This window comes from Gordonia sp. 852002-10350_SCH5691597 (assembly GCF_001665715.1).
In the GTDB taxonomy this organism is placed as follows: Bacteria; Actinomycetota; Actinomycetes; order Mycobacteriales; family Mycobacteriaceae; genus Gordonia; species Gordonia sputi.
Genome location: NZ_LZMO01000257.1, coordinates 34,267 through 50,908 on the forward strand (window position 1 = coordinate 34,267; position 16,642 = coordinate 50,908).

The 16,642-nt window shown below is 66.1% G+C and carries 11 protein-coding genes; 1 reads left to right on the forward strand and 10 read right to left on the reverse strand.

Going from position 1 to position 16,642, the window contains the following annotated elements; all coding sequences use genetic code 11:
- Window positions 1–35 precede the first annotated feature (35 nt).
- Genes A5777_RS18950 through A5777_RS18980 form a run of 7 tightly spaced genes read right to left on the reverse strand, consistent with a single transcriptional unit; the run spans window position 36 to window position 10,015 of the window.
- Window positions 36–2,057, reverse strand: coding sequence for an acetoacetate--CoA ligase (locus A5777_RS18950; protein WP_064863822.1), 2,022 nt, complete (start codon window positions 2,055–2,057; stop codon window positions 36–38).
- Window positions 2,057–3,700 (reverse strand): AMP-binding protein, encoded by a 1,644-nt coding sequence (locus tag A5777_RS18955; protein ID WP_005207295.1) that lies wholly within the window; start codon window positions 3,698–3,700, stop codon window positions 2,057–2,059. Before A5777_RS18955 ends, A5777_RS18950 begins: the two co-directional genes overlap by 1 nt.
- Before the next feature lie 47 nt (window positions 3,701–3,747).
- Window positions 3,748–4,668 (reverse strand): HpcH/HpaI aldolase/citrate lyase family protein, encoded by a 921-nt coding sequence (locus A5777_RS18960; RefSeq protein WP_005207296.1) that lies wholly within the window; start codon window positions 4,666–4,668, stop codon window positions 3,748–3,750.
- A 50-nt stretch (window positions 4,669–4,718) separates the two neighbouring features.
- Complete coding sequence (locus A5777_RS18965; RefSeq protein WP_039856200.1) at window positions 4,719–5,228, reverse strand: MaoC family dehydratase; 510 nt, start codon at window positions 5,226–5,228, stop codon at window positions 4,719–4,721.
- Window positions 5,225–6,370: an acyl-CoA dehydrogenase family protein gene (locus A5777_RS18970; RefSeq protein WP_064863823.1), complete on the reverse strand. Its 1,146-nt coding sequence runs from the start codon at window positions 6,368–6,370 to the stop codon at window positions 5,225–5,227. Before A5777_RS18970 ends, A5777_RS18965 begins: the two co-directional genes overlap by 4 nt.
- Entirely contained in the window at window positions 6,370–8,433 is a 2,064-nt protein-coding gene (locus A5777_RS18975) for an acetyl/propionyl/methylcrotonyl-CoA carboxylase subunit alpha (protein WP_039856214.1), read from the reverse strand. Before A5777_RS18975 ends, A5777_RS18970 begins: the two co-directional genes overlap by 1 nt.
- Window positions 8,434–8,467: 34 nt before the next feature.
- Window positions 8,468–10,015 (reverse strand): carboxyl transferase domain-containing protein, encoded by a 1,548-nt coding sequence (locus tag A5777_RS18980; RefSeq protein WP_039856216.1) that lies wholly within the window; start codon window positions 10,013–10,015, stop codon window positions 8,468–8,470.
- Window positions 10,016–10,537: 522 nt separating this feature from the next.
- Between A5777_RS18980 and A5777_RS18990 the strand changes: the two genes are divergently transcribed.
- Window positions 10,538–14,251 carry an indolepyruvate ferredoxin oxidoreductase family protein gene (locus A5777_RS18990; RefSeq protein WP_064863825.1) on the forward strand — a complete coding sequence of 1,238 codons (3,714 nt, stop codon included), beginning with the start codon at window positions 10,538–10,540 and terminating at the stop codon, window positions 14,249–14,251.
- Window positions 14,252–14,615: 364 nt separating this feature from the next.
- On the opposite strand, the gene A5777_RS18995 is transcribed toward A5777_RS18990, so the two are convergent.
- From A5777_RS18995 to A5777_RS19005, 3 genes are read right to left on the reverse strand one after another with little or no spacing between them, the layout of a single operon-like run.
- Window positions 14,616–15,263, reverse strand: a complete 648-nt coding sequence (locus A5777_RS18995) for a TetR/AcrR family transcriptional regulator (protein ID WP_064863843.1) — start codon at window positions 15,261–15,263, stop codon at window positions 14,616–14,618.
- A 47-nt stretch (window positions 15,264–15,310) separates the two neighbouring features.
- The gene (locus A5777_RS19000; RefSeq protein WP_064863826.1) at window positions 15,311–15,931 is read right to left on the reverse strand and encodes a nitroreductase family protein; all 621 of its coding nucleotides are present in this window, start codon (window positions 15,929–15,931) and stop codon (window positions 15,311–15,313) included.
- 13 nt (window positions 15,932–15,944) lie between these two features.
- Window positions 15,945–16,631, reverse strand: a complete 687-nt coding sequence (locus tag A5777_RS19005) for a methionine ABC transporter permease (RefSeq protein ID WP_082933751.1) — start codon at window positions 16,629–16,631, stop codon at window positions 15,945–15,947.
- Window positions 16,632–16,642: the final 11 nt, after the last annotated feature.

Here is a 16,642-nt window from a genome sequence, read left to right on the forward strand (position 1 = left end):
CGACCACGCTAGTACATCGGTGTGAGACGGATCCCTCACCACTGATGTTCGCGACCCCGTGCTGCGTACCAGTCGATGAGGCCCGGATCGTCGATCGACCGGGGGTCGACGTCGACGCCGGTGCGGCCCGCGAGGATCGCGGTCACCGGCACCTCGAGCTTCTTACCCGTGCGGGTGTGCGGGATGCCGGGCGCCTCGATCACCTCGTCGGGAACGTGTCGTGGCGACAGCCGCGTGCGGATCGACGAGGCGATCGTCGAGCGCAGATCGTCGTCGAGCGTGGCGCCGGGCACCAGGGTCACGAACAGGGGCATCCAGTACTTGCCGTCGGGCCCGTCGACGCCCAGTACGAATGCCTCTGCGATCTCGGGGAGGCTTTCGACGACCTCGTAGATGTCGGCCGATCCCATGCGCACGCCCTGCTTGTTGAGCGTCGCGTCGCTGCGGCCGTGGATGATGAGCGAACCCCGATCGGTGACCGTGACCCAATCGCCGTGTCGCCATACGGGTTCCGAATCGGAGTCGGTGCCCGACCACTCGTGCGCGAAGTACGCGGCACGATAACGAGCACCGTCCGGGTCGTTCCAGAAGCCCACCGGCATCGAGGGCATCGGTGCGGTGACGACCATCTCGCCGACCTCCCCGATCAGCGGCGTCGTGTCGGGAGCCCAGCTGGCAAGCGCCACACCGAGGTAACGCACCGAGAGCTCACCGGGCACGACCGGCTGACCCGACGAACCGCCTGCGAACGCGGTCACCACGTCGGTGCCGCCACTGATCGACGACACCGGAATCCCGGGGCGTACGTTCTCGTCGATCCAGTCGAACAGATCGGCCGACAACGCCGAACCGGTGCTCCCGATCCCCCGTAGCGCCGCCAGGTCGTGGTCGCGGCCCGGTTGCAGGCCTGCCTTGCGGCTCGCCTGCAACTGTCCGGGACTGGTGCCGAAGTAGGTGACACCTTCGTCGGCGACGAGTGCCCAGAGCCGATCGGCGTCGGGGTAGAGCGGTGAGCCGCTGTAACAGACGATCTCAGCGCCCACCAGCAATCCCGCGGCCCGGAAGTTCCACATCATCCAACTCAGCGCGGTGTGCCAGAAGAAGACGTCATCACGCGACAGATCGGCATGCAGGCCGGCGGCTTTCAGATGTTCGACGACGACGCCGCCGTGCCCGTGCACGATTCCCTTGGGACGCCCCGTTGTTCCCGAACTGAAGAGCACCCACAGCGGATGATCGAACCCGACCCGCACCGGGATGTCGGCGTCGGGAACGTCGGACTGCGCCTGCGAATTCGACGCAATGGCGCTCTCGTAGCTCAGAATTTCGATTCCGCGGGCAGGCTGTCGCGACGGATCTCCGACGACGATGTGGGAGCCCAGCCCTTCGAGAAGGCCTGCCAGTTCGGCGCTGTCGGCCGTCTTGTCGATGTCCTTGCCGTTGTATCGGTAGCCGTCGGCGGTCACCAGCACCTTGGGCTCGAGTTGGGCGAGTCGGCCCGCGGCACCCGACGGCGCGTAGTCCTGTCCGCAACCCGACCAGATCGCGCCGACCGCGGCGGTGCCGAGGAACGCCACCAACGCCTCGGGAATGTCGGGCAGGTAGGCGGCGACCACATCGCCGACACCGACCCCGAGCCCGCGCAGCGTGCGCGCGAACGCCAGCGACTGCTCGCGCAACTGTGCCCACGTCAGCGACACACGCGTGCCGCTCTCGTCGACTCCGACGATCGCGGTCCGCGCGGCGGCGTCGGGATCGTCGGCGTGCCGGAAGACCTGATCGACGTAGTTCAGGGTGACGTCGGGAAACCATTGCGCGCCTGGCATGTCCGTCGACGCGAGGACGGCGGCGGCGCCTTCGGCGAGCGGACCGGCAACGGCGTCGAGGTCGAAGAAGTCCCACACCGCGCGCCAGAACTGCGCAGGACTGTCCACCGACCAGGCCCACAGCGTCGCGTACGACGACGTGTCGACGCCGTGGCGCTCGGCGACCTCTCGCGCGAAATCGTCCATGCGCGTTGTTGTTTCGCCTCGGCCCGAAGATCCGGGGTCGGTCATCACGCCAACCCGAGAAGGTCGACGGACTCCGCGCGCATCGCCACCTTGCGTACCTTGCCGGTCACGGTCATCGGGAATTCCTTGACCACGTGGACGTATCTCGGGATCTTGTGGCGCGCGATCTTTCCGGTCGCGAACTCGCGCACGTCGTCGGCGGTGAGGTCGGCGACGCCGTCGCGCAACTGAATCCACGCCATGAGTTCTTCGCCGTAACGCTCGTCGGGCACGCCGATCACCTGCGCGTCGAGGATGTCGGGGTGGGTGTAGAGGAACTCTTCGATCTCGCGCGGGTAGATGTTCTCTCCCCCGCGGATCACCATGTCCTTGATGCGCCCCGTGATTCGCGCGTACGAGTTCGGGTCCATGACGGCCAGGTCGCCGGTGTGCATCCAACCGTCGGCATCGAGCGCCTCCGCGGTCTTCTCGGGTTCGTTCCAGTACCCGCTCATCACGCTGTAACCGCGAGTACAGAATTCGCCGGTCTCACCGCGCGGCAGTGTCTCTCCCGTGATGGGGTCGATCACCTTGATCTCCAGATGCGGCCCCACCCGCCCGACGGTGCCGACCCGCAGTTCCAGCGGATCGTCGACTCTCGTCTGACACGACACCGGCGACGTCTCCGTCATCCCGTAGCAGATCGAGACCTCGCCCATGTGCATGCGATCGACCACCTGCCGCATCACGTGTTCGGGGCACGGCGAACCCGCCATGATCCCTGTCCGCAGACTCGACAGATCGTACTGGCCCGGCTCGACGTGATCGAGGAGCGCCAGCTCGGCGATGAACATCGTCGGCACACCGTAGAGGCTCGTGCAGCGATAGTCGACGACGGCCCGCAATGCGGCTTCCGGATCGAAGGTCGGCGACGGAATGACCATGGCCGCACCATGACTCGTCGCGGCAAGGTTGCCCATCACCATGCCGAAGCAGTGATAGAACGGCACCGGGATGCAGATGCGGTCGGCGTCGGTGTAGGCGAGTAGTTCGCCGACGAGGTAACCGTTGTTGCTGATGTTGGCGTGCGTGAGTGTCGCACCCTTCGGGAAACCCGTTGTACCCGAAGTGTATTGGATGTTGATCGGATCGTCCGACCGCAGCGTCGCCGCGCGTTGCGCCACCGCGGACAACTCATCGTCCGACGGCCAGGTGAGCAGTTCGTCCCACTCGGGCGTCTCGAAGAGGATCACCTCACGCAGTTCCGACGCCGCGGGCCGGGCGGCGTCGAGCATGCCCCGATAGTCGGAGTCCTTGTACCGCTCGGCGGCGAGCACGACGCTGGTGCCCGACTGGGTGAGCGCATAGTCGAGCTCGTTCTGCCGGTAGGCGGGGTTGAGATTGACCAGGATGGCACCGATCTCGGCGGTCGCGTACTGCACCATCACCCATTCGGGTCGGTTCGGCGCCCACAGGCCCACCCGATCGCCCGCCTGAACGCCGTGCCGGAGCAGTCCCGCGGCGAGCGCGAGTACCTCGGCACGGAACTCTCGATACGTCCAGGTTCGTCCGCTGGGAGCGTCGACGAGGGCGAGGTTCTCCCCGTACGCCTCGGTGGTGCGCGCGAGCGTCTGCCCGATCGTCTCCGTCAGCAGCGGCGGGTTGTCTTCACCACGGGCATAGGCCAATTCGACCTTCTGCTCGGCCATTCGGATCACTCTCTTCTCGTGGACTCATATCCTGATCATGCGGTCATTTACGTGTCGAGGTTTTCGGCTGCGGCGGCACGCGCCAGCACAGCCTCGGCCTGACGAAGCACGGGGCCGTCGATCATCTGCCCGTCGAGGCTGAAGACGCCACCGTGATACTCCTCCGACTTTTCGAGAACCTGCTTGGCCCAATCGATCTCGTCGGCATCCGGGCTGTATCCGGCACGGATGATCTCCACCTGTGAGGGGTGAATGCATGCTGTCGCGGCATACCCGAGTGCGACGGCGTCGCGGACCTCTGCTGCGAGGCCGTCGGTGTCGGGGATGTCGATGTGTACCGAGTCGACGGCGAAGATCCCCGCGGCCGCCGAGGAGATCCGCACCATCGCACGTGCGTAGCGGGCAACGTCGCGATAGGTGCCCGCCCCCGGCTCAGCCTGACCGAATCTGCTCGACTTGCCGCCCAGACCGGCCACGAGATCCTCTGCACCCCACATCAATCCGATGCAGTTGACGGCCTGAGCTATCTCGTTGACGTTCACCACGCCGAGCGGTGTCTCGATGAGTGCGATGGTCTGGAACGCCGTCTCGATGACCGACGCTGCGGTCTCGGCCTTCGCCTGCATGACCACCCGATAGTTGGTGTCGCTCAATGCCGCGAGGTCGCGCCGATAGTCACCGGTACCCGCCGGGTTGATACGCACGACGGTTCGGTCCGGGTCGATCGGGTTGGCGACCAACGCTTCCCGTGCTGCCACGCGATTCTCCGGTGCGACCGCGTCCTCGAGGTCGAGGATGACGACGTCGGCTCGCTCGAGTGCCTTCTGGTAGCGGTCGGGACGGTCGGCCGGACAGAACAGCATCGCCGGACCCGAGGGCAGCCAGGCGTTGACCAACATCTGTGGTTCACTGCCGATCTGGCTGGAAATACCGAACTGATTGGGCGGCACGATCGGGCCGGTGGTCACGATTCTCACTCCTGTTCGTTCAGACGTCGGCGGAGTTGTCTCCGGCGGCGTCAGTCGTCGGGTCGCTTCCGTACCAGTGTGGCCCTCGCGGCTCGGGCGACAACCACCCCGTCCTGATTGCGACCGACGTGAAGCAGGTTGACCACCCCTTCGCCGGGACGCGACCGGGACTCGCGGATGCCAGTGCACTCCGTCTCCGCGTACAGCGTGTCGCCCGCGAACAACGGTGCGGGAAAGGAGACCTCGCTGAAACCGAGGTTCGCGACGAGCGTCCCCTGTGTCAGTTGCGACACCGACAATCCGACGATCGTCGACAGCGTGAACATTGAATTGATGAGTCGCTGACCGCCGAAGCCGGGCTGCTGAGCCGACCACGCGGCGTCGAGATGCAGTGCCTGCGTGTTCATGGTCAACGTGGTGAACAGCACGTTGTCGGCCTCGGTCACGGTCCGACCCGGCCGATGCTCGTACACCGTGCCCTCGTCGAACTCCTCGAACCACAACCCGCGTTGTATCACCCTGCGAGCCGTCGATGTGGGCGATTGCGTGCCATCACTCATGAGAACCCCAGTTCGCGTGCGATCAGCATGAGTTGCACCTCGGTGGTGCCCTCCCCGATCTCGAGGATCTTCGAGTCCCGGTAATGGCGGGCCACGGGATACTCATTCATGAACCCGTAACCGCCGTGGATCTGTGTCGCCATCCGCGCGTTGTCCATCGCGGCTTCACTGGCGATCATCTTGGCGATCGACGCTTCCTTCTTGAACGGCTTGCCCGCCAACATCTTCGCTGCGGCGTCGTAGTACGCAGTGCGGGCTACGTGTGCTCGCGCCTCCATTCGGGCGATGGCGAACGAGACCGATTGGTAGTTGCCGATCGGCTGCCCGAAGGACTGCCGCTCCTTGGCGTACTTCACGCTCTCGTCAACACATCCCTGCGCCACACCCGTCGCGAGTGCCGCGATGGCGATGCGCCCCTCGTCGAGGATGGACAGGAAGTTGGCGTATCCGCGGCCACGCTCGCCCAGGAGATTCTCGGTCGGTACCCGCGCGTCGGTGAAGGCCAGCGGGTGGGTGTCCGACGCGTTCCAGCCGACCTTGTTGTACGCGGGTTCAGCGGTGAACCCGACCGTGTCCGACGGCACGATGATGGTCGAGATCTCCTTGCGCCCATTGTCTTTGACGCCGGTCACCGCGGTCACCGTCACCAGCGACGTGATGTCGGTACCGGAGTTGGTGATGAACTGCTTGGCGCCGTTGATGATCCACGTGTCGCCGTCGTCGCGCGCCGTTGTGGCGGTGGCTCCTGCATCCGAGCCGGCTCCCGGCTCGGTGAGCCCGAATCCGGCCAGCGCGACACCGGAAGTCAGGTCGGGCAGGTAGCGCTGCTTCTGCTCCTCGGTACCGAACTTGTAGATCGGCATCGCCCCGAGCGACACACCGGCCTCGAGCGTGATCGCCACCGACTGGTCGACCTTGCCGAGTTCCTCGAGCGCGAGCGACAGCGCGAAGTAGTCGCCACCCATGCCGCCGTACTCTTCGGAGAACGGGAGTCCGAAGAGTCCCATCTTCCCCATCTGCGAGACGACCTCGTACGGAAAGCTGTGTTCCGCATCGTGTTTCGCCGCGACCGGCGCAACCACCGACTGCGCGAAGTCGCGCACGGTGTCGATCAGGTCGGTGTAGTCCTGTGTCAGTTCCATCAGTTGGCCTGCTCCATCGAGTTCTCATCCGTTACGTGTGCAAGTGTTTGGCCCGCCGCGACCTTGTCGCCGACCTTCGCCGCGAGCGCGACCACGCCCGTGATCGGGGCTGTCAGCGTGTGCTCCATCTTCATCGCCTCGACGACGAGCACGGGTACCCCTGCCTCGACATCGTCACCGTCGACGACCGACACGGCAACGATGGTCCCCGGCATGGGCGAGGTGATCTCTCCGGCCTTCTCATCTGCGGCCTCGTCGAGAATCGGTCGGGCGAGTTCGAGAGTCCACGACCCCGTTGGTCCCGACACCCACCACGAGCCGTCGATCTCCGCGTGCGACCACGACTGACTGACACCGTCGACGATCAAGCGGTCGACGTGATCACCGTTGCCGCCCTGGTCGATTCGACGGTATTCGACGTCGGCTTCCCAGGAGTCGACGTCGTCGCCGGAGACCGACGCGCGTCCGCGCAGAGTGTCGTCGGTGGCGGCGTCGACACGGAACGAGACCGTCCAGTGCTTGTTGTCGCCGTCGACGATGCGGGTCACCACCGGTGCAGGTGCACCGATGCGCCAGCCGACTTCGGTATTCCAGACGTCGCCGGGTTGCCGAAACCCGGTGCGGGCAGCACCCAGGAGCACCAGCGCTTCCGGAACCGGTTGCGGCGCAGCGTAGTCGACGACGAGCCTGTCGAGCAGTTCGGTGTCGAGCTCGGCGTCGCGGACGCGGTCCTGCGCCAGCACGAAGCGGCAGAAGTCGATGTTGGTGACCACACCGAGCACTCTGGTGTGCGCGAGAGCCTGGTCGAGACGCTCGATCGCCTCGTCGCGGTCGCTGCCGTATGCGATGACCTTGGCCAGCATAGGGTCGTAATCGCTCCCGACTACCATGCCCTCGAACATCGCGGAATCGACACGGATGCCGCTGTATTCGGACGTCTCACCCGGCACGGCCGGCTCTTCGAGCGCCACGATCGTGCCGCCGGTCGGCAGGAATCCCCGCGCCGGATCTTCGGCATACACCCGCGCCTCGATCGCGTGCCCCGACAAGACGATGTCGGACTGGGTGAGCGCGAGCTTCTCACCGCGCGCAACCCGGATCTGCTGCTCGACGAGGTCGACTCCGGTGACGAGCTCGGTGACAGGATGCTCGACCTGCAGCCGTGTGTTCATCTCCATGAAGAAGAACTGGTCGGGTCGCTTGGCGGAGACGATGAATTCGACGGTGCCCGCTCCGGTGTAGCCGACACTGCGCGCCGCGTCGCAGGCGGCCTCGCCGATACGTGCGCGCGTCGCTTCGTCGAGAAGCGCCGAGGGTGCCTCCTCGATGACCTTCTGGTGTCGACGCTGCAGCGAGCACTCGCGCTCGCCGAGATGAATCACGTTGCCGTACTGGTCGGCAAGGACCTGCACCTCGATGTGGCGTGGGGTGTCGACGAAGTGCTCGAGGAACAACGAGTCGTCGCCGAACGCCGATCCGGCCTCTCGTCGTGCACGTTGCAGCGCCGCCGGGAGTTCGTCGGCGTTCTCGACGCGGTGCATGCCCTTGCCACCGCCGCCGGCGCTGGGCTTGATCAGGACCGGGAATCCGATCTCGGGGGCTGCGGCGATCAGATCCTCGTCGGTCAGCCCCGGCCGTGACAGACCGGGCACCACCGGAACGTCGCGTTCGACGACGGCGGCGCGCGCGGTGATCTTGTCGCCCATCGTCGCGATCGCATCCGCCGGGGGCCCGATGAACGCAATCCCCGCGGCGTCGAGCGCTGCCGCGAACTTCTGGTTCTCCGAAAGGAATCCGTATCCGGGGTGCACCGCATCGGCGCCGGTCTGCTGCGCCGCGCGCACCACCGCGTCGATGTCGAGGTAGCTGCGTGCGGCGGACGCAGGCCCGAGTCGTACTGCCACGTCGGCCATCCGCACATGCAGAGCGTCGGCATCGGCGTCGGAGTAGACGGCGATGCTCCGAATCCCCATGCGGCGCAATGTCTCGATGACGCGGCACGCGATCTCGCCTCGGTTGGCCACGAGCACGCTGCGGATCGGGCGGGCTGTCGGTGTCGTCATGACGTTCTCATCCATCTCGTGTCGCATCGGTCGGTCACATCCGGAAGACGCCGTAGCGCTGATCGGCCAGCGGTGCGTAACGGGCGGTTTCGAGCGCGAGCCCGAGCAACGTGCGGGTGTGTGCCGGATCGACGATGCCGTCGTCCCACAGGCGCGCCGTCGAGTAGTACGCGTCGGACTGTTCGTCGAACTGCTCGCGGATCGGCGTCTTGAACGCCTCCTCGTCGTCGGCCGACCACTCCTTCCCGGATCGTTCGATCTGGTTGCGGCGCACCGTCGCAAGGGTGTCAGCGGCCTGTGGTCCGCCCATCACGGAGATGCGCGCGTTGGGCCACGACCACAGGAACCGCGGCGAGTAGGCGCGGCCACACATCGAGTAGTTGCCCGCCCCGAACGAGCCACCGATCATCACGGTGAACTTCGGAACGCGTGCGCACGCAACGGCATTGACCATCTTGGCGCCGTTTTTGGCGATACCGCCTTCCTCATAGGCACGCCCGACCATGAATCCGGTGATGTTCTGTAGGAACACCAACGGAATTCGACGCTGGTCGCACAGTTCGATGAAGTGCGCTCCCTTGAGCGCCGATTCGCTGAACAGCACACCATTGTTGGCGACGAAGCCGACGGGATGACCGTGCACGTGCGCGAACGCCGTGACCAGCGTCGTGCCGTAGTTCGCCTTGAACTCGGTGAATTCGCCTGCATCGCTGATGATCTCGATGACCTGTCGAACGTCGTACGGGGTACGCGCGTCGGTGGGCACGACGTCGTAGATGTCGGTCTGGCTGCGCGCGGGTTCACGCGGGGCGATCGTGTCCCACTGCGGTTGCTCGCGCGGCCCGAGGGTCGCGATGATCTCGCGGACCTTGGCCAGCGCCTGCTGGTCGTTGTCGACGAGGTGGTCGGTGACCCCGGAGACCGACGAGTGCATGGCACCGCCGCCGAGGTCCTCCGCGCTGACGTCCTCGCCGGTCGCGGCCTTCACCAACGGGGGTCCCGCGAGAAAGATGGTGCCCTGATTGCGGACGATGACGGTCTCGTCGCTCATCGCGGGCACGTAGGCGCCGCCTGCCGTCGATGATCCCAGCACCGCCGCGATCTGCGGGATGCCCGCCGCACTCATCGTCGCCTGGTTGTAGAAGATCCGTCCGAAGTGTTCCCGGTCGGGAAACACCTCGTCCTGCGCCAGGAGCATCGCGCCACCGGAATCGACGAGGTAGATGCAGGGCAGCCGGTTGGCGGCGGCGATCTCCTGCGCACGCAGGTGCTTCTTGACCGTCATCGGGTAGTAGGTGCCGCCCGACACCGTGGCGTCGTTGGCGACGATCATGCACTCACGCCCGGCGACACGCCCGACACCGGCGATCACACCGGCCGACGGCGCCTTGTCGTCGTACATGCCGAACGCCGCGAGCGGCCCGACCTCGAGGAACGGCGACCCGACGTCGAGCAGGCCGTCGACGCGATCGCGCGGGAGCAGTTTGCCGCGGGAGATGTGCCGCTCACGGGCGCGCTCGCCGCCGCCGACCGCGACGCGCGCAAGACGCTCGCGCAGCGTCGCGACGTTGGCCTCGTGCACCGCCCGACCGCTGGCCGAGCCATTGCCGCCGCCCGAGCCCTCACCGCTGGTCGAGCCCTTCTCGCTGGTCGAGCTTGTCGAGACCACGCTGGCCGAGCCCTTCTCGCTGGTCGAGCTTGTCGAGACCACGCTGCCCGAGCCGCTACCGCTGGCCGAGCCCTCACCGCTGGTCGAGCTTGTCGAGACCACCCTCGTCACAGGCAGACCTTTCGCTTCGCAGGGATGCGTGCAGCCATCCGCTTTCAGTTAGCTGCAATTAACTGAAAGTGACTCTAGCGGATCGCGGCGCGGCTGTCATCTACTTGTCATCGTCGTCCCAGACGTGACGGGCGTCACGCAATTTCGTACTGTGGGTGATGAGGTCCACCACCCCCGGACCCAGCCCACACGTCGTCGGCCACACCCCGTGCCGACGCCGACACACCACGAAGGCCAGGTGAACCCGTGACCCTCGCAGATGATCGAGCCGACCGATTCCGGCGCGACGCAACCGCGAAGAATTCAGCATCGACGCAGGCAGGAGTGCGTGCGACGACACGCCCCACCGATTTCACGCTCGACGACCGATACACCCGCGAAGAAGGTCCGATCTTCCTCGGCGGGATCACGGCGCTCGTCCGGATGATCGCCGACCGCGCCCGCGTCGACCGGAGACAGAATCTGCGCACGGCGTCGTTCATCTCCGGCTACGAAGGCTCGCCGCTCGCAGGCTTCGACCTCGAACTCATGCGACGCCAGTCGCTCCTTGCACCCTTCGACGTGGTGCACCGCCCGGGTCTCAACGAAGAACTCGCCGCGACGTCGGTGATGGGATCGCAACTCGCGCCGACACTCGGCCCGCTCGCGGCCGACGACGACGGCCAGCAGCGCAACGGCGTCGTCGGCTACTGGTACGGCAAGGCGCCCGGCCTCGACCGCGCGTCAGACGCCATACGCCACGCCAACCTCATCGGTACGCATCCCGACGGCGGTGCCGTCGCTCTCGTCGGCGACGATCCGGCCGCCAAGAGCTCGACGGTCCCGTGCACATCGGAGATGGCGCTCGCCGACCTCTACATCCCGACGCTCTACCCGGCCGATTCTCAAGACATCCTCGACCTCGGCGTACACGCCGCGGTCATGAGCCGGGTCAGCGGTCTGTGGACCTCGCTCAAGATCTCTGCACACGTGGCGGATGGGTCGTCGACCGCGGTGGTGCATCCCGATCGAGTGGTTCCCGTCTACGGCGATCTGGGGCGCAGCCCGCACGTACCCAGCGGCAAGCTGCTCGGCGCCAATCTCATGGAGCTCGAACAGAATCAGTTGACGACGCGCATCCCGCGCGCGCTGGCATATGCACGACACAACGGCATCAACCGCATCGCGGTACGCAGTGGTGACGACAGGATCGGACTGGTCGCCGCGGGAAAGACGTACCTCGATCTTCGGAATGCGTTGCGACTCATGGGACTCGACGACGCCGATCTACAACGGGCCGGTATCCGCATCCTCAAACTCGGCATGGTCTACCCGCTCGACCGCGAGATCCTCGAGCGCTTCATCACCGATACCGCCGCCGGTCGACTCGACGAGGTGATCGTCGTCGAGGAGAAGCGCGACTTCATCGAAACCATGATGCGCGACATGCTGTATCGCCATCCGCGGGCCCCGCGCATCGTCGGAAAGGTTCATGAGGACGGTTCGACGTTGTTCTCGCGTTTCGGCGAACTCGACGTCGACGCAGTCACTCTCGGCCTCGCGACACGCCTGGCAAGACACCATCACGTCGACGCCGCGCAGGCGTGGCTCGACGAGCACAACGCGCGTCGGTCGAGTACCCGGATCGACCTTCCGCTCGCTGTCCGCACGCCGTATTTCTGTTCGGGATGTCCGCACAACAGCTCGACCAAGGTCAGTCCCGGCACGCTCGTCGGCGGCGGAATCGGCTGTCACGCAATGGTGTTGCTGATGGATCCGGAACAGGTCGGCGATATCGCCGGCGTCACCCAGATGGGCGGCGAGGGCGCCCAGTGGCTCGGCATGGCACCGTTCGTACCCGCCGACCATTTCGTGCAGAACATCGGCGACGGCACGTTCACGCATTCGGGATCACTCGCCCTGCGCGCTGCTGTCGCCTCGGGTGAGAACATCACCTACAAGCTGCTCTACAACGGCACCGTCGCGATGACCGGCGGACAGGACCCCGTCGGCGAGTTCAGCCTCGCCCAGTTGACGCGACTGCTTGCCGCAGAAGGGGTGTCGCGCATCGTCGTCACCTCCGACGACCCGTCGCGCACACGGTCTGCCGACCTCGCCGACGGCGTCGTGGTGCGTGATCGCGGCGACCTCGCCGACGTGCAGACCGAACTGGCGGCGGTCCCCGGGGTCACGGTGTTGATCCACGATCAGCACTGCGCGGCGGAGAAACGTCGGAAACGCAAGCGCGGCACCATGTCCACCCCGACGCAGCGAATCGTCATCAACGAGCGAATTTGCGAGGGATGCGGCGACTGCGGTGAGAAGTCGAATTGCCTCTCGGTGCATCCGGTACAGACCGAGTTCGGCCGCAAGACACGTATCGACCAGAGCTCATGCAACCTCGACTTCTCGTGCCTGAAGGGCGATTGCCCGTCGTTCGTCACCGTGACGCCCGGCCACACTCCGGCCGCGCGGCGCGCGACCGAGATCGACGCCGGTGTGGTCCCCACTCCCCCCATTGCCCGACCCGTCACGGGCGACACAGACTTCACGATGCGCATCACGGGCATCGGCGGGACCGGCGTCGTCACCGTCTCCCAGATCCTCGCAACCGCAGCGTTCTTGGACGGCCACGCGGCCCGCACGGTCGACATGACCGGCCTCGCCCAAAAGGGCGGCGCCGTCGTCAGCGACATCAAGGTCTCGGCGCTGCACTCCGTCGACACCGATTCCGCTGATGCCGCTGGTCAAGCCGACCCCGCTGGTGAAGCGTCGTCTTCCGCTGGTCAAGCCGATCCCACCGCTGGTCGAGCTGATTCCACCGCGGGTCAAGCCGATCCCGCTGGTCGAGCTTCCACCGCTGGTCGAGCTTGTCGAGACCACCTCCCCAGCCCCGTCGAGCAGGCAGCCAAGGCCGCGGCCGACACGTGCGATCTGTACCTCGCGTGCGACTCCCTCGTCGGCACCGACCCGGTGAACCTCAAGGTCACCGCGCCGGATCGGACCGTCGCGGTGGTGTCGACGACCCGAATTCCCACCGGCGCCATGGTCATCGACACCTCGGTCGGCTTCCCCGCCGACACCGCTGTCCATGACTCGATCGACGCCCGTGTCGCACGAGCCGCATACCTCGACGCGGGCGCGCTCGCGACGGAGTTGTTCGATGACGAGCAGTTCGCCAACATGCTGATGGTCGGCGCGGCGTATCAGACCGGGGCACTACCGATCTCGGCCGAGTCGATCGAGCGCGCCGTCGAACTCAACGGCGTTGCAGTGTCGGCAAACCTGCAGGCGTTCCGGCGTGGTCGTCAGGTGATCGCGGATCCGGATGCCGTGTCGCGAGAGGTCACCGGCGTCGAATCAACTGCAGTCGAGCCGAGTTCGTATGCGCGCGAGCAGGTTGCGCGACTACACCTCGACGACGACCTCGCCCACAGCGTCGGCATTCGCGTCGACGAATTGGTCGCTTACGCCGACGAGCGTTATGCCGCTGAGTATCTCGGCGTCGTCGACCGCGTGTCGCGCGAGTCGGACAGCCCCGAACTCGTCGACGCGGTGGCACGGAACCTGTACAAACTGATGGCGTACAAGGACGAGTACGAGGTGGCGCGCCTCACCGCCGATCCGACCTTCGCCGCCCAAATCAGCGGCGATTACGGCGACGACGCGAAAGTCGCTGTGCGACTGCATCCCCCGCTGCTGCGGGCACTTGGCCGCAAGGAGAAGATGTCGTTCGGTGCGCGGACGGCCCCGATGCTCGCCGGTCTCGCGAAGATGAAGAAGTTGCGCGGTACGCGCCTCGATCCGTTCGGCTACACCGAGATTCGACGCACCGAGCGCGAGCTCATCGTCGAATATCGGGAACTCGTCGACGCGATCCTCGGCGCCGTCGGCTCGGGGTCTGTCGATCCTGGCACTCCTGATCCGCGTCGGCTGTCGGCGCTGGCCGAGTTGGCGGCGCTGCCCGACATGGTCCGCGGCTACGAGCAGATCAAGATGGACAACGTCGCGCGGTATCGCGCCGAGGTCGCACGCCGCCGGGCCGAGCTCGGGATCTGACGGCTGTCCCCGACTGAGTGCGCGGGAAGTGGGGGAAGGGTTCTTCCCCCACTTTCTGCGTGGCGCTCGGGCCGTCCCGCAGCAGGCTGGCCGAACTCTTCCCCGTGGGTCTGACCGTTCCCCGCGAAGCAACCCGCGGAAACGCCGAAACCCCGCGGAAAGAACCCTTCCCCTACTTTCTGCACCGCCCGACAACCGCCGAACAGACCACCCCCACACCCTTCCCCGCAGTCCTGACCTTTCCCCGCGAAACAACCAACGGAAACGCCCAAACCCCGCGGAAAGAACCCTTCCCCTACTTTCTGCACGGCCCGACGGCCCGGCTGCCCGAGAGCTGCTCCCCGCCGACGCCGCGCGCCCCCGCTCACCCCGCCGAGCACTCCAGCGCGGCGGTGGCCATGGCGGTCAGGACGGTGCGGAGGCGGGAGCTGTCGAGTGCGGGCAGTCGCGGCGAGGAGTTGAGCAGGCCGAACATCGCGTGTACCCGGACGCGGGCTTCCGGCCGCGCGAGTGTCGCGCCGCGTTCGGTCATCAGCGCCAGGAGTACGTCAACCCACTGCTCGACGTAACGGCGCTGCAGCGAGCGCACCTCGTGGTTGGCCTCGGGTGTCAGGTTGTGCAGATCGCGATCCTGCACGACGATCAGGTCCGGCTTGGTGACAAGCACGTCGATGTGAAAGTGGATCAACGCCTCGAGGGTCTCGGCAGGCGCAAGGCCGCGGTCGACGACCTCGGCACCGCCGTCGCGGAGTCGACGGCTGATGTCGAGCAGCATCTGATCGAGCAGGTCGGTCTTCGAAGCGAAGTGCCGATACATCGCGGGGCCACTCACCCCGACGGCGCCGCCGATGTCCTCGAGGCGCACTCCGGCGAATCCCCGTGCGGCCATTTGTCGGGCGGCGGCGTCGAGCATTTCTCGACGTCGAGCGGCTTTCGCCTCGCCACGCTTGGTGAGCGGCGGCGTGACAGGCGAGGCAAGCGTCGCGGTCTCAACGGGGTCTGCTGGCGTCATGGTGTCATCGAATCTACCGCCGGTACGGCGATACCGGCGACGCTGATTCACCAACCGTTGATATGCAGTACATCGTCGAGCGGCTTGCGTTGTGCAGGCGCGAAGTCGGTGCCCTGCGTGTAGGCGACCGGGAGCAGCACGCCCTGGTGCACGCCGTCGGGAATGCCGAGCAGGTCGGCCACTTCTTGTTCGTACACGAGGTGCAGCGTGGTCCACGCAGAACCCAATCCGCGTGCACGCAGTCCGAGCATGAGGTTCCAGGCCCCCGGGAGCAACGATCCCCACACCCCGGCCTGGTTGCCTGTCGGCAGGTCAGCGCCCGTCTTGATCGCTCCCACTATCAACACCGGCACCTCGCCCATCACGTCGGCGAGGTACTGGGCGCTGGCGGCGACACGGCGGGCGGTGTCGGTCGACAATGTGCGCTGCGCCGAATAGTCGGCGAACGAGCGGGCGTAATAGTCGGCGACCTGGCGCTTGAGGTCGGCGTCGGAGATGACGATCCAATGCCAGCCCTGCGCGTTCGACCCGGTCGGGGCCTGAATCGCAACCTCGAGTGCTTCACGGACGACCTCGATCGGAACGGGTCGCTCCAGGTCGAGGCGCTTGCGAACCGAACGGGTCGTCGTCAGCAGCTCATCAGGGTTCAGCGGCAGAAGGTCGGTCATCGTGCTCCTCGGGTCATCTGTGCCGTGCGCGGCGTGCCAGCCAGTTCCCAAAGTACTGGCCCACTTGTACCAGGATCACCAGTAGGGCGATCACCACGACGGTCAGTTTCCAGTCGAACTGCTGATAGCCGTACTGGAAGGCAAAGTCGCCGAGACCCCCACCGCCGACGTACCCGGCCATCGCCGACATGTCGACGATGGCGACAAAGATGAAGGTGTAGCCGAGGATTAGCGGCGCAAATCCTTCGGGAACCACGACGGTCAGCAACGTACGCAACCGACTCGCACCCGACGCCCGCGCCGCTTCGACGACGCCCGGGTCAACAGACACAAGACTTTGTTCGACGACGCGCCCGATGACCACCATCGCCATCAGCGTCATCGGGAAGATCGCCGCCTCGGTACCGATGCGCGTGCCCATCACAGCTTTGGTGAGCGGGGCGATCGCGGTGATGAAGATGATGAACGGGATCGGTCGGACGATATTCACAACGACGTTGAACCCGTTGAAGATCCACGCGTTGGACCAGAGATTTCCAGGACTCGTCGCGTACAGGATCACTCCGATGACCAGCCCGAGCAGACCTCCGATCAGCAGCGTCACGCCGACGAGTTCGAATGTCTCCCAGATGGATTGGATGAGCAGCGGCCGCAGCTCCGGCCCGAAGACCCGCGTGAGGCTCTCGCCGTCGGCGAGCAGGAACGTCTGGG